This window comes from Corynebacterium ciconiae DSM 44920 (assembly GCF_030440575.1).
Taxonomy (GTDB): Bacteria; Actinomycetota; Actinomycetes; order Mycobacteriales; family Mycobacteriaceae; genus Corynebacterium; species Corynebacterium ciconiae.
In genome coordinates this window covers 1,653,288-1,675,170 of record NZ_CP047189.1, presented here as the reverse complement: position 1 = coordinate 1,675,170, position 21,883 = coordinate 1,653,288, and the positions used below count along the sequence as shown (strand labels likewise).

The window sequence follows — 21,883 nt, the reverse complement described above, 5'->3', positions numbered from 1 at the left end:
GCCATCGGCTAGCATGCTGGCATGGCACAGGTCATCTTCGATTGTCTCGTTCCCACAGCAGAGATCCCCGAGCTCACCCAACGCTGTGAACTGCTTCTTTCCCGGCTCGTCGAGCACAATAAGGTAGGCGAAGCGCAGCTGCGCGCTGTGGAGCACGCCCCCGCCCTCGTTGAGGGGGTGGAGCAGACCCTGCGAGATACCTATGCCGAACAGCACGACGGCATCGAGCTTGCCGACGCCGAAGTGATCCGCATGATCCTCGAGATCGAACGGCCCGCCCATTCCTTAAATGGTCTTGTCATGGCGCTGTCACGGCTGTTCACTCCCGCGGCCGCCCTGCCGCGCGATCCCGCCGCTCTCGAAAACGAGCGGGCCTTCGAAGTACCGGCGCGCTACCCGTGGACCGTGCAGGTGCGCCCCTAACCCTTCACCATTTCTCAACTTCTGGGATCTTCTCTGAAGACACTTCTTCCTTTTGTAGTGGCGCGGCGGCGCGCGCTCAGCCGTGAAGTATCGGCAGGCATATCCCCTGCGATGATCTGTGACGGGCGCTACACTGCGCTTTAGTGGCTGAAACTATCCCTAGTCTCGCCGCCGCACAGAGTACGCACCGCCGTATGGCTGTTGGTGCCACCGGCACAGCGTGCTGACACGACCATCCGAAGAACACTAAGGAGAGTCCATGCCTCCCCAGAATCCGTGGAACGGTCCAGACGACGGGCCCCATAACGCGCGACAGGGCCAGCCAGGCCCGTATAGCCAGCAAGCACCGCAGGGCCAACAAGTACCGCAGGGCCAACAAGTACCGCAGGGCCAACCTGGCCATCCAGGTAGCCAAGGACCCCAAGGTAACGACGGGTATCAGCCGGCAGGAAACCCTGGGCAGCCAGTTCCACCGCAAGGGCAGCAGTGGGCTTCGCCCGCCACTCCCGCCCCAGGGCAGGGTGGCCCCGGTGGCCCCGGTGGCCCCAGTGGTGCTGCACTGGCCGGTGGTTCCGGCAACGGGATGGCCGCGAAACCTTTTCTTCTCGGGCTCGGAATTGGCCTCGTGGTAGCGCTCATCGTGGGCGCTGCGTCCTGGATGACGGGAAATAACGATAAGAAGGAACTCGCTGCAGAGGTGGAGGGGATAGAAGAAGCCGCCACTGCCGTGGCGGGGGCAGCCTCGTTTAGTGACGTCAACGAGCTCGTCTGTGCAGAACGCAAGGGCGATCCCGAGGTGTTGGCCGAGATCGACAGGTACGCCTCAGGGCTGTGGGAGGTTCGCGATTATGAGGAAGTTTCCGTAGACAAACTTCACTTCATCAACGGCGATCATGACCGTATCCGCTTTGAGGATGACGAGTTCCCAACCGTTTTCGAGAAGATCGACGGCTCGTGGCAGCTGTGTGATCCCTATGTTGACCTGCAGGAGGCTAGTGACGCCTACACGGAGGAGCGGGATCGCTCCAGTGCCATGCTGGATGACAGCGCTGCTCTTGAGGGGCTTGAAGGGATAGGGGACATCGACGAGCAATTCCTTGAAGAGTGGGAAAAGAACTTTCAGGAGTTACTCGACCAAGCTGGACAGAACTAACTCCCGCCCCGCCCAGCTAGCCCTGCATATATGTGCGCGCTAGCTCACGCCCAGCCGCACGCATCTGCTCAGCGACCTCCATATCTGGTGCGAGCTCATAGACTTCCGTGGGGTGCTGAGTGGCCTCATAGCTGCCGCATACCACCACCGCGGTGGTATCGGCCGTTGCGGCCAGCTCGGTGACACACCCGACCACTTTGCCGCCGAAGGAGGTCTCATCCACCCGCCCCTCGCCAGTGACCACCACATCGGCAGCCGCAATGGACTCAGCCAAACGATGCTGCGCGGCAAGAAACGGCGCGCCGGGCTGAAGCTGGATCTGGCTATCTGTGCCATGGATGAGACGTGATAGCCAGCTCAGTCCCACGGGAATTGCCCCAGCCGCCCCGAATCCGGCGGTGGTGGGGTTGATGTCGCAGACAGTACAGAGCCGAGAAATACCGGCATCGAGGATGTCTACGTCCTCGGCGCTGGCTCCTTTTTGCGGTCCGAACACAGCTGCGGCACCCTTCGGACCGGTGGCGGGGTTGGTGACATCAGCCAGCAGCACCCACTCCACTGCGGCGGCCTTCACATTGAGCTGGGCGGTATCAATGAAATCGAGATTGCGCAGCTCCCCGCCGCCTTGACGCAGCATATAGCCGCGGTGATCCATGGGCGTGGCTCCGAGCGCAACGAGGATGCCCGTGCCGCCATCAACGGTGGCGCTACCACCCAGGCCCAGCACGATCCGCTGTGCCCCGCGTTCCACCGCATCGGCGATGAGCACACCGGTGCCGAATGTGTCCGAGGTCAAGGGGCTGTGCTTATCGCCCACTCCCGGCAGTCCCGAGGCCGCGGCCACGTCGATCACCGCGGTGGCCGGCTCCTTATCGTGGGCGGGAATGAAGGTGTAGGTGGCGTCGATAAGCATGCCATCGGCGGAAGTGGTGGGCAGGGTGACGCTGCTGCCGGCAAAGAGGCTGGAGGTGCCTTCGCCGCCGTCGGCCATGGGGGCATCAATGATGGTGGCATCGGGCAGCACCTCGCAGATGCCGGCACTGAGGAACTCGCATGCCTGGTGTGCGGTGGCGGTGCCTTTAAAGGAATCGGGGGCGAGAACGAACGTCATCGGGCGAACAGTCATAGCTACTCAGTCTATAACTCGCAGCCGCAGGCTTTTTTCTCGCACAATCGAGTGCTGGGCCAGCTGCGGCGCCGATAAACTGAGCTCAGCAGGGCCGCCGATCATGCCAGTCGTGCGGGTGGCGGCACCGAGTGAGGTTTTATTTCAAGCAAGGAGTGCGTGTGAGAACACAGCAGGGCAGTAGACGCTACCACCCCGCCATGAGGCGACGACTGCACGAAAGTGATGCGTGTCAGGGCCGAAGGGGCAGACATCTTTTGTGGCGCACGCTCGGCGCTGGTGCAGCGGCGGCGGCGCTTGTCTTTTATGGTGCGGCGCTGGGAGCACCGCCAATGGCACGCGCGCAGATTCCCGCCGCGTCGCCATCGCTTGCGGCGCAGGCCTTCTCGGAGGCGCCGGAGCCTTCAGTTGCACCGGAGATCGAGGCGACGGGCGTAGATGGCCCGCGAGTGGCCCGAGCCTCGGAAGCGAAAAGGGTAATGGCCCACGCCCAAGATGCGCCACTGAAGCCGGCGGGGACCAATGATCCCACCTGCCGGGTGAGCCCTGAGCGCAGCGAGGCGGTGATTATGCTGCACGGCACCGATTCCACCTTCTATGGCGATTACGCGGAGCTTGCGCCTCGGCTCGTTGATGCTGGATGGTGTGTGTTTGGCTTGGACTACGGCCAGGGCGCGGATCCGGAGAAAGGCTTTGGCTACCTCCCGCTCGAGGATTCCGCAGCACAGGTGGACGAGCTGGTACGTGCGGCGGTGGCTACCTCTGGGGCCACGGGGGTGCACGTGATTGGTTTTTCCCAGGGCGCCTCGGTGGGGCGCATGTGGGTCAATGCGATCGATCGCGGAAAACTCACCCGCAGCTGGATCGGTATCGCCTCGCCCACCCGCGGCGGCGGGCCGGCGCATCTTGGCTCCGTGGTGGATCATCTGAAGGACCGCGCGGCCGAACAGGCTACATCGCAGTCTGGTTCCGTGGAGATGCGCGCAACAGTGGCCGAGGGGCTGAGTGCGGGCATTGATCGCCTGCTGCAGCCGAGCCTGCAGCAGCTGTTGCGGGGATCGCGGGCCATTGAAGCGCAGAATACCCCGGCAGAGACGGTGCCAGGTCCGCGCTACACCACCATCGCCACGCGGGTGGACGAGATGATCTGGGATGTGGATGTGCAATCAATTCATGGGCCCATGGCGCAGAACCTCGTGGTGCAAGATGTATGTCCACATAATCTGGGCGGCCATATGTATTCTCCCTACAATCCGACCGTCATGAGCGCGGTGTTAAACCTATTGGACAATTGGCAAGACGGGGGTGATTGGGGGGACGTTACGTGCCGTCCGGTTCCACTGGGCTTCGACATGCCAGAACTTATTGTGGTGGACAACCTGCGGAAAATGCGGGGTGATGCGCCACACGATCGGCCTGTGACGTACGTAACACGAAGCTGATTTGCGTCTCGCCACCCCCGACCAAGAGACTAGATATCGGTAAGACGATAGAAATTCATCCCTCGAGTTCACGAGGGACATTGGATTGGAGAACCATGACGGATATCGCCACTAAGAATGATGAAGTGCAGTCTGTCGACGCACAGATCTCGGAGTACTACAACCGCCTGTGTCAGCGTAACGCCGGCGAACCCGAGTTCCACCAGGCCGTGCTTGAGGTTCTGGAATCCCTCAAGATCGTCCTCGAAAACGACCCGCACTACGCCGACTACGGCCTCATTCAGCGCCTCTGTGAGCCGGAGCGTCAGCTGATCTTCCGTGTGCCGTGGGTCGACGACCAGGGCGAGGTTCAGGTCAACCGTGGCTTCCGTGTGCAGTTCAACTCCGCACTCGGCCCCTACAAGGGTGGCCTGCGCTTCCACCCCAGCGTGAACCTGGGCATCATCAAGTTCCTCGGCTTCGAGCAGATCTTCAAGAACTCGCTCACCGGCCTGCCCATCGGCGGCGGCAAGGGTGGCTCCGACTTCGACCCCAAGGGCAAGTCTGACGCCGAGATCATGCGCTTCTGCCAGTCCTTCATGACGGAGCTGCACCGCCACATCGGTGAGTACCGCGACGTCCCCGCCGGTGACATCGGAGTCGGCGGCCGCGAGATCGGCTACCTTTTCGGTCAGTACCGTCGTCTGGCCAACCAGCACGAGTCCGGCACCCTTACCGGTAAGGGCCTCGAGTGGGGCGGCTCCCTGGTGCGTACCGAGGCCACCGGTTACGGCCTGGTGTACTTCACCAAGGAAATGATGGCTGCCGACGGCAAGTCCCTCAACGGCGCCAAGGTGATCGTGTCCGGTTCCGGTAACGTGGCCATCTACGCCATCGAGAAGGCTCAAGAGTTCGGCGCCGTGGTGATCGGCTGCTCCGACTCCCAGGGTTGGATCCACACCCCGGACGGCATCGACTTGGAGAAGCTGAAGGAGATCAAGGAGGTCCGCCGCGACCGCATCTCGGCTTATGCCGACGAGGTCGAGGGCGCTACCTACCACTCCGAGGGTTCCATCTGGGATCTCGAGTGCGATGTGGCCCTGCCGTGCGCCACCCAGAACGAGCTGGACGGCGAGCACGCCCAGAAGCTCGTCGACACCGGCTGCAAGTATGTTGCTGAGGGTGCAAACATGCCCTCCACCGCTGAGGCTGTCGAGGTCTTCCGCAAGAACAAGATCGCCTTCGGTCCCGGTAAGGCTGCCAACGCCGGTGGTGTTGCCACCTCCGCTCTGGAGATGCAGCAGAACGCTTCCCGCGACTCTTGGTCCTTCGAGTACACCGACGAGCGCCTGCACGTGATCATGCGCAACATCTTCCGTGCCTGCGAGCGCACCGCCGCCGAGTACGGCCACGAGGGCGACTACGTCATCGGCGCCAACATTGCCGGCTTCAAGAAGGTTGCCGACGCCATGCTGGCCCAGGGCGTGATCTAGTCCTTCGCGCTTTCGGCTAAACTCCGACTTCCATTCGAACACCCTCCCTATCTGGCCCTCGTGGCCTTAAGGGAGGGTGTTCTTTTGCGTCTTGTGTGGAAGAGAAGGTGAGCGTAGGGCTGTTTTCTTCAGGCCTATACGCCCATGTCATTCCACCCCGCGGCCGCTGCGGCGCGGTAGAGTGTGGGCCATGTATCGCGTCTTTGAAACCCTTGATGAAATGGTCCAAACAGTGGAGCAGGCCTATGGCGTGCCCATGACCCCCAACTGCATGGTGCCGCGCAACGATATGCTCATGCTTCTCGACGAGCTCCGCAACGCCCTACCAGTAGAAATCGACGATGCCCAGGATGTGCTGGACAAGCGTGACGAGATTCTGCATGACGCCAACGCGAAGGCAGATAGCATCGTGGGCGAGGCGCAGGCCGATGCCAACGAGATTATGGATACTGCTCATCGCGATTCCGAGGCGATGGTCTCGAATGCGCAGGATCGGGCGCACCGGCTGGTGGCGGAGGCCGAGGATGAGGCCAAGCGGGTGACCGATGATGCTCGCCGCGAGGCGGATGATCGTATCGACCGCGCTGAAGCTGAGGCTGAGCGGTTGGTGGCCCAGGGTAATGATTCCTATGACCGCTCTGTGTCTGAAGGTCTGGCCGAGCAGCAGCGCCTGGTGTCTGAGTCTGAGGTGGTGCGCCGCGCCAACGAGGAAGCTCACCGTGTGGTGGATACGGCTCACGCGGACTCTAATCGTCTGCGCGCCGAGTGCGATGACTATGTGGATGCCAAGCTGGCTGAGTTCGAAGACAGTCTCAATGCAACCCTGCGGGTAGTGTCCCGGGATCGCACCGCTTTGCGACGCGGCGCCGGTGCGGTCGGAAGCGGCCGTTCCAGCGAAGGCCAGCGCTACGACTACGGCGAGGATCTCTAAGTCTTATCCGCCTCTACAGCGGAGGTGCTTTCGCCCGCGCGGGGCAAGCAACGTAGTCTAGAGTGCATGACATCACCGCTGATATTCGATGTAGCACATCTGCTTTCGCCCTCGGCGAATACGGACTACCGCTCCACTAGCGGCCCCGCGCCTGAGCGCATCGGGCTCGAACTTATTGCTATTGATCAGGGCTCCGAGCTCGGCGTGGACGCCACGCTCGCCCCGCTTGGTGATGCCGTGATGGTCGATGCCACCGTGCACGCCACGTTGAGCGGGCAGTGCGCGCGGTGTCTCGAGCCGCTGCGGGTGCAGCGCGATTTCCGTATCTCTCAGGTGTACTCCGAGTCCACCGACTTCATCACCGATGACGCCGCTGAGGATGACGAGGACGCAGCCGATGAGCTGCAGGATGCAATCGGCCGTATCAACCAAGGTCGCGTCGATCTGCTTGATGCCCTCACCACCACGGTGGGGCTCGAGTTGCCGTTTAGCCCCACCTGTGAGGACTACGGCGATGAGTGCGTCTACGATACGGTGCCCGCCCCGGATGGGGTCTCGGGTGAGGAGGATGACGAGCGTATTGATCCCCGGTGGGCAGGATTGGAGAAGTTTCAGTGAGTCGACGCAAACAACGCATTCCCCGCGAAAAGGCGTGGGAGCAGCGCTTCCACGAGGTGGATCACGCACCGCTTCTGCAGGCGCTGGGCGTGGAGCTCTCCGATGAGGGGCTGAAGCTCGCACTCACGCACCGGTCTTTTGCCAATGAGCACGAGCACCTGCCCAATAACGAGCGCCTAGAGTTTCTTGGCGACGCCGTGCTCGGGCTGTCCGTGGCCACCAGGCTGTATCACAACTATCCGCACAGTCCCGAGTCCGATATCTCGAAGATGCGGGCCTCGATTGTCTCGCGCTATGGCTTGGCGGACATCGCCCGCGAAATCAACCTCGGCCCGCACATTCTGCTGGGCAAGGGCGAGCTGATGACCGATGGCGCCAATAAGGATTCCATTCTGGCCGATACCACCGAGGCCCTGCTGGGTGCGATCTATATCGAGCACGGTTTCGCCGTGGCCGAACAGGTGGTGCTTACCCTGTTCGGCCACAAAATCGAAACCGCCCGCAGCACGGGGCTGCACGTGGATTACAAGACAGCACTGCAAGAGCGCGCAGCCGAGAACAAACGCCCGGCACCGGTGTATCACTGCACTGCCGTCGGCCCCGATCACCAGCGCCACTTCACCGCCTATGCCGTGATCGACGACCGCCTGGTAGGCACCGGTGAGGGGCCGAATAAGAAGTCTGCTGAACAACAGGCGGCCCGCGAGGGCGTGCCCGCTCTCGAGCGGCAGTGGGAAAACTTGCCGCTCTTCGACCCTGCGGTCGTGCAGCAGCCATAACGATGCCAGAACTACCTGAGGTAGAGGTGGTGCGCGCCGGTCTGGCCCCGCGCTTAGAACAGCGCTGCATCGTTGACGCCCGCATTCTGCATCCGCGCGCCATCCGTCACAATGAGGATTCGCTGGATTCCTTTGCCGCCCGGTTGCGACACCGTCAGATTCAGGCGGTATCGCGGCGCGGCAAGTTTATGTGGTTGCGTCTCGATGAGGCTGAGGCCGTGGTCATCCACCTCGGCATGTCTGGGCAGATGCTGTTGAGTACTGATCCGCACGCCCACGAGTCCCATCCGCATCTTCGCGCCCGATTGCTGCTGGATGATGGCCTAAGCGTGTGGTTTATTGACCAGCGCACATTCGGCTATTGGCGCCGTGATGATCTCATTCCGGTGGGGGAGATGGGCCAGCAGATCCCGGCGTCGATAAGCCATATCGCCCGTGATCTGCTCGATCCGCTCGCCTGCCTGCCGGAGGTGGCGCAGGCGTGGAAGCAGCGCTCGCGGCCGATCAAGGCGCTGTTGTTGGAGCAAAATATCGTTTCGGGCATAGGCAATATCTATGCCGATGAGATGCTCTGGGCGGCGCGAATATCAGCCACCCGTGCGGCGGCACGCATCAGCGCGGCGCGGCTGCTCACCCTGTTAGAGGAAGGGCAGCAGGTGATGACCCGCGCCCTAGCCCAGGGTGGAACCAGCTTCGATGATCTCTACGTGAACGTCAATGGCAGCTCGGGCTATTTCTCGCGTTCGCTCAATGCCTATGGTCAGGCCGGACGGCCCTGCGCGCGCTGCGGTACCCCGATACAGCGGCGGACCGTGGTGGGGCGCTCTACCTATTTTTGTGCCCGCTGCCAGCACTGATCACGTGAGTGAGCCGCGTTACTTTAGGTCGTGTCCGTGTACGGCGGTATATTTTTCCTCATGGAATCCTTAACTGCTGCGATTGACGCTTTTAATGAGTACTTCTGGTACCTCGTCATCGCCCTTCTCGTGTTCGCCGGCGTGTACTTCGGTGTCCGCACCGCAGTGGTGCAGCTTCGCTACGTGCCGGAGATGTTCAAGTCCATCACCGAGAAGCCCTCTGATATCTCGGAGGGAAAACAGGGTGTATCGGCCTTTAAGGCCTTCACCATTTCCGCAGCCTCGCGCGTAGGCACCGGCAATGTGGTGGGCGTGGCCATCGCGATCGCCACCGGCGGGCCGGGCGCGGTGTTTTGGATGTGGCTGTTTGCGCTGCTCGGTGGAGCCACCGCCTTCGTAGAGTCCACCTTGGCGCAGGTATATAAGGTGCGCGATGAGGATTCCTACCGCGGTGGTCCGGCCTACTACATCACGAAGGCCTTCAACGCCCGCTGGCTAGCGCTGGTGTACGTGTTTGCCATTGTGGCCACGTACGGGTTCGTGTTCAACGCGGTGCAGTCCAATTCCATTGCGGCTGCCGTGAGCCTGTCCTTTGATATGGACACCACGACCACCAAGATGATCATTGGTGCCCTGATGGCCGTGGCCACCTATGTGGTGATCTTTGGCGGTATTCGCCGCATCGGCGGTTTCACCCAGGTGGTTGTGCCGATTATCGCCGTGGCCTACATTCTCATCGGTTTCATCGTGGTGGCTCTCAACATCACCGAGGTGCCGCGCATGCTGGAAGACATTGTGCTCAATGCTTTCGGCATCCGCGAGTTCGCCGGCGCCACCTTGGGTGCGGTGATCATGAAGGGTGTACAGCGCGGGCTGTTTTCTAACGAGGCCGGTATGGGTTCGGTGCCCAACGCCGCCGCCACCGCCAGCGTCTCGCACCCAGCCAAGCAGGGTCTGATCCAGACCCTGGGCGTTTACTTTGACACCCTCGTGGTGTGCACCATCACCGCCTTCATCATTCTGCTCGCCCACGGCGATTATGTCTCCAGCGATGGCGGTATCGAGCTCACCCAAACCGCGCTGGCCTCCACCGTCGGCGCGTGGGGCATTCACTTCCTCACCGTGGTCATTATCTTCTTGGCGTTCTCCTCGGTGATCGGTAACTACTACTATGGCCAGTCCAATATCGAGTTCCTCACTCGCTCGCGCAGCGCGCTAACCATCTACCGAGTGCTGGTGGGCCTGTGCGTATTCGGCGGTGCTCTGGGCACGGTGCCGCTGGTGTGGTCGCTGGCCGATGTGTTCTCTGGCATCATGGCCACGATCAACTTGATCGTGATCATCCCGCTCGGCGGGGTGGCTGTGGCTGTGCTGAAGAACTTTTCCGAACAGCGGGCCAAGGGGCACAATCCGGTGTTCCACCGCGATGATGTTCCTGGGCTGCGCGGCTGGGATGGCATGGAGTGCTGGGATGGCTCCGATCCGCTGACGTGGCGGGAAGAAAAGCAAAGGATTTCTAAGACATGAGCGGCCGCACTTCAGAGCCTGCACAACAGAGGAATCAGCCCGAACCTTCGCCTGAAAACATGGCGGACACGGGGCAGGTCAGGATGACCGCCTGGGTGCATGGACACGTTCAAGGCGTGGGATTTCGCTGGTGGACACTGCAACAAGCCAAAGAACTCGACATCGCCGGGTATGCGAAGAACATGGTGGATGGTCGAGTGTGTGTGGTGGCTGAAGGTTCCCGGCAGGCCGTGGCCGAGTTACTGCAGCGGCTCAGCGAGCAACCGAGCACCCACACTCGGCCAGGCTCGGTGGAGACGGTGATCCCGCAGTACACCGACCCGCGCGGGGCGAGTGGTTTTCACACCAGCTAAAATCTGTGCGGTGATCAACGCACATAGACCCAGCCCGCGCCTGCGTGGGGTGGGCCATGCCGGGAGGAATTCAAGGTGTATTTGAAGTCGCTGACTATGAAGGGGTTTAAGTCCTTCGCCAGCGCTACCACCATGAAATTCGAGCCCGGCATTTGTGCTGTCGTGGGCCCGAATGGCTCCGGCAAGTCCAATGTGGTTGATGCTTTGGCCTGGGTGATGGGTGAGCAGGGCGCCAAAAGCCTGCGCGGCGGAAAGATGGATGATGTCATCTTCGCTGGGGCGGGTGGGCGTAAACCACTGGGCCGCGCCGAGGTAACGCTCACGATCGATAACTCCGATGGGGCGATTTCGATCGACTACACCGAAGTCTCCATCACCCGCCGCATGTTTCGCGACGGCGCCTCCGAATACGAAATCAACGGCTCTCGCGCCCGGTTGATGGATATCCAAGAGCTGCTCAGCGATTCCGGCATTGGCAAGGAAATGCACATCATTGTCGGCCAAGGCAAGCTCGCTGAAATCTTGGAATCTCGGCCTGAGGAGCGGCGTTCCTATATTGAAGAAGCCGCTGGCGTGCTCAAGCACCGCCGACGCAAAGAAAAAGCGCAGCGCAAGCTCGTAGGGATGCAAGCAAACCTAGATCGTTTGCGTGACCTCACAGACGAACTGGGTAAGCAACTCACTCCCTTGGCCCGTCAAGCGGAGGCAGCACAAAAGGCCGCCTCCGTGCAGGCCCGCGTGCGCCACAATCGTCTCCTGCTGGCCGGCGATACCCTTACCCGTCGTGACGGCGCCTGCGCTGATGCCGAGCTGCAGCATCGCCGAGCCATCGATGCGCATGCCCGCGCCCGCGCGGAGCTCGACGAGCTGCAGGCCAGCGCCGCCGATTGGGAGGCCGCAGTGGAGGAGGTCACCCCGCAGCTGGAGCAGGCGCACAATCTGTGGTTCGAGCTGTCCTCCCTCGCCGAGCGGGTGGATGCCACCCTTCGTATCGCGCGGGAACGCACCAGCCGCGCGGCGGAGGAGGCCTATCAGGGCCCTGATGCGGCCCAGCTGCGGGAGAAGGCCGAGCTGGCAGAGGAAGAGGCGTATGAGCTCTCGGAAGAAAAGGAGATGGCTGCAGCCCAGTTGGAGGAGGTCTCCGCTGAGCTGGACACGGCGCGGGAGAACTACGAGCGGGCAGAGCGTGAACATCGCCGGCGCATCGCAGCGATCGCTGATCACCAGGCTGGGGTGGCCCGGCTGGGAGAGCGCGTCGATAGCGCGGAAAAGACCATTGCTGCCGCCGAACGGCGCGTAGCCGAACGGCAGGAGCAGGTGCGCCAGGCCGGTGCCAGCCTGCACGAACTTGAAGGGCAACTGGCGCAGGCGAAAAAGACGCTGCAAAGCACCACCGCGCAGCGCGCCCCGCTGGTTGATGATGCCCGCCACGCCCGCAGCGAAGCCGAAGCGGCGGAGCAGCGCCTTGAGGAGGTCAGCGCCGAGCACCGCGAGCTGGATGTAGCGATCTCTCGGCTTGAATCCAAGGTGGAGGTGCTGCGCCAGCAGCGTCCGCGGGCCTCACTGGCCAAGGATGTTGCCGCCGATTACAGCCAGCTTGCTGAGCACGTGCGAGTCGATACCGCCTATGCCCCGGCGCTGGCGGCAGCCCTCGGCACCCACGCTGAGGCTTGGGTGGGCGCGCTGCCCGATGCCCAGCTGCAGTCTCGGTTGGCCGAGGACAACACGGAAGCGACGGCCTTTATTGCTACCGGTACCTCCGAGCCGTGGCGTCTTGATGCCGATACCGGCGGGCATCCTTGGCTTCTCGATGAGCTAGAGCTTGCGCCGGAGGTGTCCTCGGCGCTGACGCGGATGCTGGTGGATGTGGTGATTGTGCCAGATAGCGCCGCCGGGCGCGCCGTGGTGGAAGCCGATCCGCGGCTGCGTGCAGTCACCCCCGCTGGGGCGGTCATGGGGCATGGCTGGATCATCACCGAAAGTGGCCACGGTGATGGGGAAGCGATCGGCACGAGCAGTGTGGAGATCGCCCAACAAATCAGTGACACCGAGGCTCGTCTGGCCAGCCTTGTGCGCCGCCGCGATGACATGGCCGGCACCCTATCCGGCACCAAGAAGGCAGCGGAGGATGCCCGAGTCAATGTGGCCGCCACCACCGCTGCGCTGCGCGAGTTCGACGCCGTGGATAAAACCAAGGCGGCCGAGGTGGACCGGTTGATTAAGGCTACCGACAACCAGCAGCGGGAGCATCAACGGCTCCTCGAGCAGCTGGATCGGGCCGCCACTGAGGTGGAGCAGGCACGCGAGGAGTACCGCACCGTCTCGGAGCTTCTCGCCTCCGCTGAGGATGAAGACAGCCCAGCAGAAATCTCCACCTCCGACACGGACAGCTTGGCTGCGCACGTGGAACAGCTGCGTTCTATGGACACCGAGGCTCGGCTGCGCCTTGCTCAACTCGAGCAGCGGGAAAATGCTGCGCTCGGGCGGGCAGCGGCGTTGAAGTCCCAGGCCATGCAGGCTGAGCAGCAGCGCACCCAGCACGAGGCGCGAGTGAAAAAGCGTCAGCACGACACTCGGGTGGCCGCCGCTGTGGCGCAGCTCAGTGAGCGCATGAGCACTCGGGTAGCTGCGGCTCGGGAATCTGTGGCCGCCCAGCGTGAGGAACTAGAACAGCGCAAAGCGTCCGTGGTAAGCAGCGCCCGCCGGGTGCGCGATCAGCTATCGGCAGCCACCCAGAATGCCACTCGCCTCGGCGATGCTCGGCATGAGGCCGAGATGGCTTTGTCCACGGCGCGGGTGCGGCTGGAGGAAAGCGTCGCCAAGCTCAGCGAACAAACTGGGCTCGATGCTGAGATACTGCGCAGCGAGTACGCCCCAGAGCCTAGTTTCGATCGTGCAGCCACCACTAGGGAGCTCAAGCAGGCCGAAAAACAGCTGGCCGCGCTGGGTAAGGTCAACCCCTTGGCGCTGGAGGAATACAAGGCCTTGGAGGAGCGCTACGATTACCTCAGCTCGCAGCTGGACGATGTGGAGCAGGCCCGCACCGATCTGGAAGATGTGATCGACTCGGTGGATGATCAGATCCTCACCCTGTTCACCGAGGCGTGGAAAGACGTGGAGGCGGAGTTTCCCAAGGTATTTGCCACCCTCTTTCCCGGTGGTGAGGGGCGGCTGCTGCTGACCAACCCCGCCGACATGCTGGGCACGGGCATCGATGTGGAGGCCCGCCCGCCGGGCAAACGCGTCAAGCGACTCTCGCTGCTCTCCGGCGGCGAGAAATCACTCACCGCGGTGGCACTGCTCGTGGCGATCTTCAAAGCCCGCCCCTCGCCCTTCTATGTCATGGACGAGGTCGAGGCTGCGCTTGACGACGTCAACCTCCGGCGCCTCATCGCGCTGTTCGAAGACTTGCGTGAAACCTCGCAGCTGATCGTGATCACCCACCAAAAACCCACCATGGATATCGCCAACGTGCTCTATGGCGTGACCATGCGCGGCGATGGTGTCACCCAGGTGCTGTCGCAGCGCATGAGCCCGCACAGCGAGCCACGCAGCGTTGACCCCGCGGTCGCCCAACCCACCGAGTAGCCGCGGTGAGCGAGCCTGCCACACGGGCAAGCGGGAGCCGTGCTGAAGCGCCCACGGCGGTGGACTACGCTAAGACTCTTAGCGCGGACAATGCCACGCGCTGCGTGTAAATACCGCACAGTATATGAACACAGCAGTAGAAGGGGACCACACCAACTCATGAGCACCGGCGCCGGTAGCAGGACCAACACAGCCGCCGATTCCTCCTCCACGGAATTTCTACTCGGGTGGGCATTCCGCACCGAGCTGGAAATGAAGCAGGAGTTCGAACACACCCCCACCTTTCCCATCCGGGCTTTGAGCTCGGATTCTCTGGAGCGCATCGAGCGTTTCTACGGGGCGTTTCTCTCTCGTCAGCTAGCAGATGGTGCCCAGCTAGAGGAGCTGATGGTCTCCTCCCCGAACCTGGCGCTGGCCACCCTGCTCAACCGCGCCTCCAAGATGATCGATGTAGAGAGCTTCTTCATCGAATATCTCTCCGGCATGGCATTGCCCACGACCGCAGAGATGGTCAGTGCAGCCGATGCCGCGGCGCGCCGGGTGATTGCCGCCACCGACACGGCCGTGCCCGAGGGCATGGCCGACACCCCGGTGCTGGTGCTGGCTGCGCATGTGGGTGTCACCGCCGCCGAGATCCCTGGATTGCTAGAGCTCCTTGACGCCCACGATGGCGCAGTGGATGTAGCTGCACTGGCGGAGTCCGAGGAGCTGGACGTGACCGCCGCGGTGGCCCAGGCGGCACCCGAGCTGCTCAGCGACGTGCTCGCATCGGTCGAGGCTTTCCGCCAGTTCACCGCCTCTCAAGGGGCGACCTGGCGGGTGCGCAGCGAGGAGTGGCCCCACCCGGCAATGCCGCAGCCGGTGGCAGAGCATGTGATCGCAGAACTTCGAGAGCGCCCCGTGGGCACCGAGGATCGCCAGCATGCTGTGGGCGTGGGCACCCGGGAGCTGCGGCCGCGCATCGTGTGGAACGCCGCCCGCCGCAAGGTGTGTCTGCGTCTGCCGGAGCAGAAAGTGGTGAACCAGCCCAACGAGGAAATCCAGTGGCGGGTGTCGGTCGACGGCACCACCACCGTCTATCGCACGGGGCGCCCTTGGGGCGAGCAGCGCCCCTATTCTGAGGCGCTCGACATTGCGGTGGAGCATCAGACCCGCGAGATCAACGTACACGATGTCACCACCGCCTTGAACTGGGTGGTACCGGTGGTCGCCTCCGATGATCCGGCCCTGATCTTCACCCCGAAGGGGGCGAATGTCACCGACAAGGCCTCGCTGCACTACCCGGAGCTGTGCGTGGTGTGCCCGAATGACGCCCAGGTAGTGGACGTGGTCGCCGGGCGCGAGCTGCCAATCATCGACACCGTCGCTGTCGAGGGATGGGATAAATGGCAGTGCGTGCGCGTCGACACCTCCGAGGCTGCGAGCTTGAAGATCGATCGTGGCGAGGCCGGCGAGCAGAACGTACGCTGCGTGGATGCCCGCCAGCGCGTGATCTTCCGAGATCCCTCGCCGGCCGCCGCCTGCGTGCGCACCACCAGTGGGCTGCCCGTGCACTCGGAATCCTTGCTGGCGGAGTTCCCGCCCACGGTCTCGGGTCAGGCCGAAACCTGGTATCTCACCGTTTCCGCCTTTGCTGGTATTGGTGAGGAGGGCATGGAGGTGGCCCCTGCCGAGCCTCTGGAGGTTCCCGCCGAGGGCGGGGTATTCGATATTTTCGATCCCTCTGCGTGGGAGTCGCCGTGGGTGGGGGAGTACCTCATTCGGCTGCGCGGACCGCGCAACGAGTCCTTCCGCCACGAGTGCGCGTTGGTCGAAGGACTGCACACCCAGACCGAGGTGGCTGGCGGTAGCCTGACCTTCCGTATCCCAGCTCAGGGCGGGCTATCGCCTGCAGCCCTGCGTATCGCGCACGGCGAGAAGCCCTTCGAGGTAGTGCCGAAGCGGGTGGAGGTGGCCCCCGATGCGCCGGGCATGGACTTCGCCATCACCACCGAGGAAGGCGATCAGCTGCCGCTGCGCTTCACCCCGCCGCGGCTGCTCTTCGAGCTGCCGTTGAGCACCCAGCCGGCGTCATGGCGCACTACCCGTGCGCGCGTACAGCCGGGCGAGTTCAACCCGAGTGGCATGGTGCGCTTGCGTGTGCCGGCTGGCGGAGGAGTGAGCCAGCCGAGTATCTCGGTGCGAAATCACCACGGCACCCCTTTGCGTACCGCGAAGATGACGCGCATCGATGACTACACCTTTGGCGCCGATATGTCGCGCCTGGTGGGTTCCATGAATGCGATGCCCGCCGGCCGCATGGATCTGGAGTGGGTGGATAAGGCCGTCAACCGCAAGGTCTCCGTCGGGCTTGCCGATATCAACCCTGAGCCCTTGACTTCTGGGGTTGAGCTTGTCGACGATACCCTGCACTTCTCCGACCTGCCCAGTGATCACCGAGTGGGCGCATGGATCTGGCCACTGACCGCGCCGTGGGCCTTGGCCCGCACCATCGCCGAGGTCAGTGCCGAGACTCCGCTACCGGAGGCGTTTCGTGGCGCTGGAGATGTGGCCGTGCAGCTTTTCTCCTCGGATCCTTACAGCATCCAGCGCCCTGCGCGCACCCCAGCCGAATCGGCGTTTAACATCTCCCAACCGGGCTACTACCGCAGCGGCTCTACGGGCTTCACCGAGTTTTCGGCGTTTCTCGCGGGAGAGTCCGACTCGGCTCCTGATGATCCGGCGATCATGCCGATGCTCTGGGACTTCCTCGCCTCTGAGGACAAGGCGGACACCCCCATGCGGCGGGCGATCACCGCGGTGGTGCACACCCACCCGCAGCAGGCTCTGTCGGGGCTCGCGTCCTCGTTGGTGCCGAGCGAGCTGCAGCCTGGATGTGTGGTGTCCTCCGGTTTGGTAGCCACCCCCATGTCCAGCACAGAGGGCGCAGCCCCAGCCGCGGTGGATGACACCGAAATTCACCGCAATGCCTGGATCGGTGTGCTGAGCGTGCTCGCAGGGCTGCCGGAGCTGGCTGCAGAGCTAGAGCAGGAGACCATCACTCCCGAAACGCGGCAGCGGCTGCGCGCGGTGATGAAGCAGCTCGAGGAGGCCGCTGGCAAACGTCTCGTGGAGACCTTGAGCACCGGTCGCGATGCCACCTTGGACACCGCCTGCATCGATAGGTCCACGGTGCAGATCGCGCACATGGATCCCGCCCAGCAGGAGATGCTGCTGGAGATGTTCTTCTCCCAGGCCGAGATCGTGCCTGGGCCGATGATGGCGGATTCCACCCGCTTGCTGGCGGTGTTCGAGACCTTCAAGCATCGCGAGCAGCTGTCGGAGATTTTGGTGCGGCACAAGTTGATCAAGCCGGCACTGACGCTGATGCGCGGCATCAAGGGCGCCCAGCGGCGCCTCTACAACTCGGCCCGGATCCGTTTCGACAAGCTGGACGGAGTCGATACCGACAACCCGCAGGATCTGTGGGCGCTGGCGCCGGTGGTGTCTATGATCTTCGCCCTGGCGGCACGGATGCACGCCCACGACATGCTGGGTAAATCCAAGCTGCTGGACGAGGTAGGCCCCGGCTGGGCAGAAATGGCCACCGTGGTGCCCGATCTGGTCACCGGCGATGTGGTTTCGAGTGAGGCGATGGTGCTGGCAGAAAAGTACCCTTCGCTGGCGAGCTAGAGCTACTAACGTGGATGGGGATCACCCGATCATCACCCTATATTGAGGATTGACGGTATGAATACCACTTATATTATTGCCGCGGTTGTTGTTGTTGTTGTTCTGCTGCTGCTGATCGCACTCATCGTGATCGGTTTGAAGCGCAAGCAATCCAAGACTGTCTCTTTCGAGAAAACCGAAGAGCAGACCAAGGAGCTCACCCGCGAGGAGAAATCCGGTAACTATCAGGTGCAGGGCGGCTTCAACTTTGCTCCCGGTGGCGGTAGCGGATCTGGTCCGAAGAAGAAGGAACCAGAACTTCTCAACGGCCAGCGCCTCGACACCGACCCCCCTAGCACCACGCCGCCAGCCGCGCCGGCGCCTACCCCGCCCGCTGCAGCGCCGAAGCCGGAACCGGCCAAGCCGGTTGATAAAGCCGAGCCGGTGGGGCCGGCCGATCCGAAGGTAGAGGCCACGCCCGCTGCAGAACCCGAGCCGGCTGCAGAACCCGAGCCGGCAGCCAAGCCGGAACCGGAGCAGTCGCTTGAGCCTAGCGCTGCAGAGGAGCAGATTAGCTCTATTGAAGACGGCGAGGTCGATCGGGTTGAGCACGACGCGGCGGGCGATGCGGCCGCCGATCTCGAGGTTGCTGCCGAACCGGAGGAGACGGTTGAACCTAGCATCGCCGAGGAGCAGATCACTTCTGTCGAAGACGGCGAGATTGATCGGGTTGAGCACGACGCCGCCGAGTCCGCTGCCACCGAGCGTGCCGAGCCCGCCGAGGCAGAGGACCTAGCTCCGAGTGTCACTGATGGCGCCACCCCCGTCACTCAGTCGGCCTCGTCTGAGACCTTCGAGCAGCCGGAGCCGCAGGCGGCTGAGGAGTTGGCCAAGCAGGAGGATATTCAGCAGGGTGGCGCGGATAAGCCCGCTGCCGCTGAGCAATCTGCTGAGACCGCTGTGGTGGAGCCACGCGAGGCCGAGGTGGAGCGTGACGAGATCGCCCCAGCTGAGGGGCGATTGGGCAAGCTGCGTGGACGGCTGTCGCGTTCGCAGAATGTGATCGGACAGTCCGTGCTCGGAATTTTGTCCGCCGGTGATCTGGATGAGGATGCGTGGGAGGAGATCGAAGACACGCTGATTATGGCGGATCTCGGATCCACCGCCACGATGAAGATCGTGGACGATCTGCGGGAAAAGATCGCCGCACGTGGCGTCTCTAGTGAAGACGAGGCCCGCGCTATGCTGCGCGAGACGCTCATCGAGGCCTGCCAGCCGGAGCTGGACCGCTCTATTAAGGCTATGCCGAACGAGGGCAAGCCTGCGGTGGTGCTTGTGGTGGGGGTCAACGGCACTGGCAAGACCACCACTACCGGCAAGCTGGCACGCGTCTTGGTGTCCATGGGGCACAATGTGGTGCTCGGGGCTGCCGATACCTTCCGTGCTGCGGCCGCGGATCAGCTCGAGACCTGGGGCACCCGGGTGGGGGCGACCACCGTGCGCGGCAAGGAAGGCGCCGATCCGGCATCGGTGGCCTTTGATGCCGTGGCTCAGGGCATTGATCAGCACACCGATGTGGTGCTTGTCGATACCGCGGGTCGTTTGCATACCTCCCAGGGGCTGATGGATCAGCTGGGCAAGGTAAAGCGCGTAGTGGAGAAGAAGGCCGAAGTAGACGAAGTGCTGCTGGTGCTGGATGCCACGGTGGGCCAAAATGGGCTGATTCAGGCGCGCACCTTCCGCGATGTGGTGGATATTTCCGGTGTGGTGCTCACCAAGCTCGATGGCACTGCCAAGGGCGGCATCGTATTCCAGGTTCAGGAAGAGCTTGGCGTGCCGGTCAAACTCGTCGGTTTGGGCGAGGGCGCCGATGATCTCGCCCCCTTCGAACCTGAGAGCTTTGTAGACGCCCTCCTAGGCTAGGCTACCCCCGCGTTTTACCGCCTCGCCGCCTCCTATCTGTGCAGATAGGGGGCGGTTTTTACGTTGTGGAACACAGCTTTCTATAGCCCAATAGAATTTATTTTTCTATTGGGCTATAGTTATCTTCCGTTGGTGATAAAGCACCCAACGACAACGAGACAACGTAGCAAGAAAGGAAGGAAACATGGAGGGAAACGCAAGCTGGATGCTCATGTCAGCTTCCTTGGTTTTGCTCATGACTCCCGCGCTCAGCATGTTCTACGGCGGAATGTCCCGACAGAAGTCCGTGCTGAACACGATGATGATGTCTTTTGGGGCGATGGGTGTGGTCATCCCAATCTTTATCCTCTATGGATGGTCCATGTCTTATGGCGGAAACGACCTCGCCGGCATTGTGGCCGATCCTTTTACTGACTTCGGTCTGCGCAATGTGATGACCGATGGGGCAGGCGCCTACGTTGTGGGTGACTCCGGATACCCGGCGATTATCGACGTCGCCTTCCAGGTGACATTCGCCGTGATCTCCGTGGCCCTGATCAGCGGTGCCATCGCGGAGCGTGTGAAGTTCTCCTCCTGGCTGGTCTTCGCCGGCCTGTGGGTCACCTTTGCCTACTTCCCGCTGGCACACATGGTGTGGGGCGGCGGCCTGCTCTCTGAGTCTTCCCACTCCGTCGCTGGATGGATGTTCGGCTCCGAGGGTGAGGAAGCCATTATCGGGCCTGTGGACTTCGCAGGTGGAACCGTGGTGCACATTGCGGCCGGTACCGCCGCCCTGGTGCTCGCCGTGGTCTGTGGGCACCGCAAGGGCTTCCCGCGCCATGTGCACCGCCCGCATAACCTGCCGATGGTGATGCTCGGCTCTGGCCTGCTGTGGTTCGGCTGGTGCGGCTTCAACGCCGGCTCCGCGTTTGCCGCCGACGGCCTCGCCGGTCTGGCTTGGATGAACACCGCTGCGGCTGCCGCTGCCGGTATCATCGGCTGGCTTGTGGTTGAGCGCATCCGCGATCAGCACATGACCTCTTTGGGCGCAGCATCCGGTGTAGTTGCCGGTCTGGTGGCCATCACCCCGGCCGCAGGCGCGCTCGATCCAGTGGGCTCGCTGCTGCTCGGCGCCGTGGGCGGTGGCCTGGCAGCGTGGGCTGTGAGCTGGAAATATCGCTTCGGTTTCGATGACACCCTCGATGTGGTGGGCGTGCACCTAGTCGCCGGCCTGTGGGGCACCATCGGTCTGGCACTGCTAGATACCAACATCGGTGTCTTCTACGGTGGCGGCGGCGACGGCTTCAAGCTGCTCGTGGTGCAGTTCGTGGTGGCAATCGCAGCGATGATCGTCTCCGCTATCGTTACCGCCGTGGTGGCCCTGATTATCCGGGGCACCATGGGCTGGCGCATTGAAGAAACAGACGAGGAATCCGGTATCGACTACCGCATCCACGGCGAGACCGCCTACGAGACTTCCTCGATGCGCTTCTAATACCAGCGACGTGGGGTAGCACCGGAGATCAACCCCGATCCCGGTGCTGCCGACACAGAATGTGAGAAATTACTACACTTTGTAGTTACCACCTAATTCGCACGGCAGTGTGCTAGCTTTCATAGCCGCTGTGCTGGGCGAATAGACGTGAAAGAGCGTTGAATACCGCAGTAATGCACCCAATCTCATATCCCTACCTCCAAGGAGATACCGTCCCATGAAGCTTGTAACCGCCATCGTTAAGCCTTTTACTCTCAACGACATCAAGGAAGCACTGTCGCAGATCGGCGTGCTGGGCATGACTGTCACCGAAACCCAGGGCTATGGCCAGCAGAAGGGCCACTCTGAGGTCTACCGCGGCGCCGAATACGCTATTGACTTCGTGCCGAAGATCAAGATCGAAACCATTGTGGACGATGCCCAGCTGGACGAGGTACTCGAGACCATCGCCAGCGCCGCCCGCACCGGCAAGATCGGCGACGGCAAGATTTGGGTCAGCCCCATCGATCAGCTCGTGCGCGTGCGCACCGGCGAGCGCGGCTCCGACGCCCTCTAATCCCTTTCAC

The 21,883-nt window shown here is 62.6% G+C and carries 16 protein-coding genes; 15 read left to right on the top strand and 1 reads right to left on the bottom strand.

Annotated features, from left to right (window positions below; translation table 11 throughout):
* The first annotated feature begins 21 nt into the window (after positions 1-21).
* Together CCICO_RS07375 and CCICO_RS07370 are read left to right on the top strand one after the other, a co-directional pair.
* Positions 22-423: a hypothetical protein gene (locus CCICO_RS07375; RefSeq protein ID WP_018019143.1), complete on the top strand. Its 402-nt coding sequence runs from the start codon at positions 22-24 to the stop codon at positions 421-423.
* Positions 424-682: 259 nt separating this feature from the next.
* Positions 683-1,576 (top strand): hypothetical protein, encoded by an 894-nt coding sequence (locus tag CCICO_RS07370; protein WP_167540140.1) that lies wholly within the window; start codon positions 683-685, stop codon positions 1,574-1,576.
* A 16-nt stretch (positions 1,577-1,592) separates the two neighbouring features.
* Here CCICO_RS07370 and CCICO_RS07365 read toward each other — a convergent pair whose 3' ends face one another.
* On the bottom strand, positions 1,593-2,702 hold the full coding sequence (locus CCICO_RS07365; protein WP_018019141.1) for a glycerate kinase: 1,110 nt from the start codon (positions 2,700-2,702) through the stop codon (positions 1,593-1,595).
* A 332-nt stretch (positions 2,703-3,034) separates the two neighbouring features.
* On the opposite strand from CCICO_RS07365, the gene CCICO_RS07360 reads away from it, so the two are divergent.
* The 13 genes from CCICO_RS07360 (at position 3,035) to CCICO_RS07300 (ending at position 21,873) form a co-directional block, all read left to right on the top strand.
* Positions 3,035-4,144, top strand: coding sequence for an esterase/lipase family protein (locus CCICO_RS07360; RefSeq protein WP_167540139.1), 1,110 nt, complete (start codon positions 3,035-3,037; stop codon positions 4,142-4,144).
* 95 nt (positions 4,145-4,239) lie between these two features.
* Entirely contained in the window at positions 4,240-5,616 is a 1,377-nt protein-coding gene (gdhA, locus tag CCICO_RS07355) for an NADP-specific glutamate dehydrogenase (RefSeq protein WP_018019138.1), read from the top strand.
* A 190-nt stretch (positions 5,617-5,806) separates the two neighbouring features.
* Complete coding sequence (locus CCICO_RS07350; protein WP_018019137.1) at positions 5,807-6,547, top strand: DivIVA domain-containing protein; 741 nt, start codon at positions 5,807-5,809, stop codon at positions 6,545-6,547.
* A 66-nt stretch (positions 6,548-6,613) separates the two neighbouring features.
* Positions 6,614-7,165, top strand: a complete 552-nt coding sequence (locus CCICO_RS07345) for a YceD family protein (protein ID WP_018019136.1) — start codon at positions 6,614-6,616, stop codon at positions 7,163-7,165.
* The gene (rnc, locus tag CCICO_RS07340) at positions 7,162-7,944 is read left to right on the top strand and encodes a ribonuclease III (protein WP_018019135.1); all 783 of its coding nucleotides are present in this window, start codon (positions 7,162-7,164) and stop codon (positions 7,942-7,944) included. Before CCICO_RS07345 ends, rnc begins: the two co-directional genes overlap by 4 nt.
* 2 nt (positions 7,945-7,946) lie before the next feature.
* The gene (gene mutM, locus CCICO_RS07335; RefSeq protein WP_018019134.1) at positions 7,947-8,801 is read left to right on the top strand and encodes a bifunctional DNA-formamidopyrimidine glycosylase/DNA-(apurinic or apyrimidinic site) lyase; all 855 of its coding nucleotides are present in this window, start codon (positions 7,947-7,949) and stop codon (positions 8,799-8,801) included.
* Between the two features lie 60 nt (positions 8,802-8,861).
* Positions 8,862-10,328, top strand: a complete 1,467-nt coding sequence (locus CCICO_RS07330; RefSeq protein WP_018019133.1) for an alanine/glycine:cation symporter family protein — start codon at positions 8,862-8,864, stop codon at positions 10,326-10,328.
* 59 nt (positions 10,329-10,387) lie between these two features.
* Complete coding sequence (locus CCICO_RS07325) at positions 10,388-10,681, top strand: acylphosphatase (RefSeq protein WP_040357463.1); 294 nt, start codon at positions 10,388-10,390, stop codon at positions 10,679-10,681.
* A 75-nt stretch (positions 10,682-10,756) separates the two neighbouring features.
* Positions 10,757-14,269 carry a chromosome segregation protein SMC gene (smc, locus tag CCICO_RS07320; protein WP_026161344.1) on the top strand — a complete coding sequence of 1,171 codons (3,513 nt, stop codon included), beginning with the start codon at positions 10,757-10,759 and terminating at the stop codon, positions 14,267-14,269.
* A gap of 159 nt (positions 14,270-14,428) precedes the next feature.
* Positions 14,429-17,941, top strand: coding sequence for a hypothetical protein (locus CCICO_RS07315; protein ID WP_018019130.1), 3,513 nt, complete (start codon positions 14,429-14,431; stop codon positions 17,939-17,941).
* Positions 17,942-17,998: 57 nt separating this feature from the next.
* Positions 17,999-19,843: a signal recognition particle-docking protein FtsY gene (gene ftsY / locus CCICO_RS07310; protein ID WP_018019129.1), complete on the top strand. Its 1,845-nt coding sequence runs from the start codon at positions 17,999-18,001 to the stop codon at positions 19,841-19,843.
* A 184-nt stretch (positions 19,844-20,027) separates the two neighbouring features.
* Positions 20,028-21,317, top strand: a complete 1,290-nt coding sequence (locus tag CCICO_RS07305; RefSeq protein ID WP_018019128.1) for an ammonium transporter — start codon at positions 20,028-20,030, stop codon at positions 21,315-21,317.
* Positions 21,318-21,534: 217 nt separating this feature from the next.
* Positions 21,535-21,873, top strand: coding sequence for a P-II family nitrogen regulator (locus tag CCICO_RS07300; protein ID WP_018019127.1), 339 nt, complete (start codon positions 21,535-21,537; stop codon positions 21,871-21,873).
* Positions 21,874-21,883 lie beyond the last annotated feature (10 nt).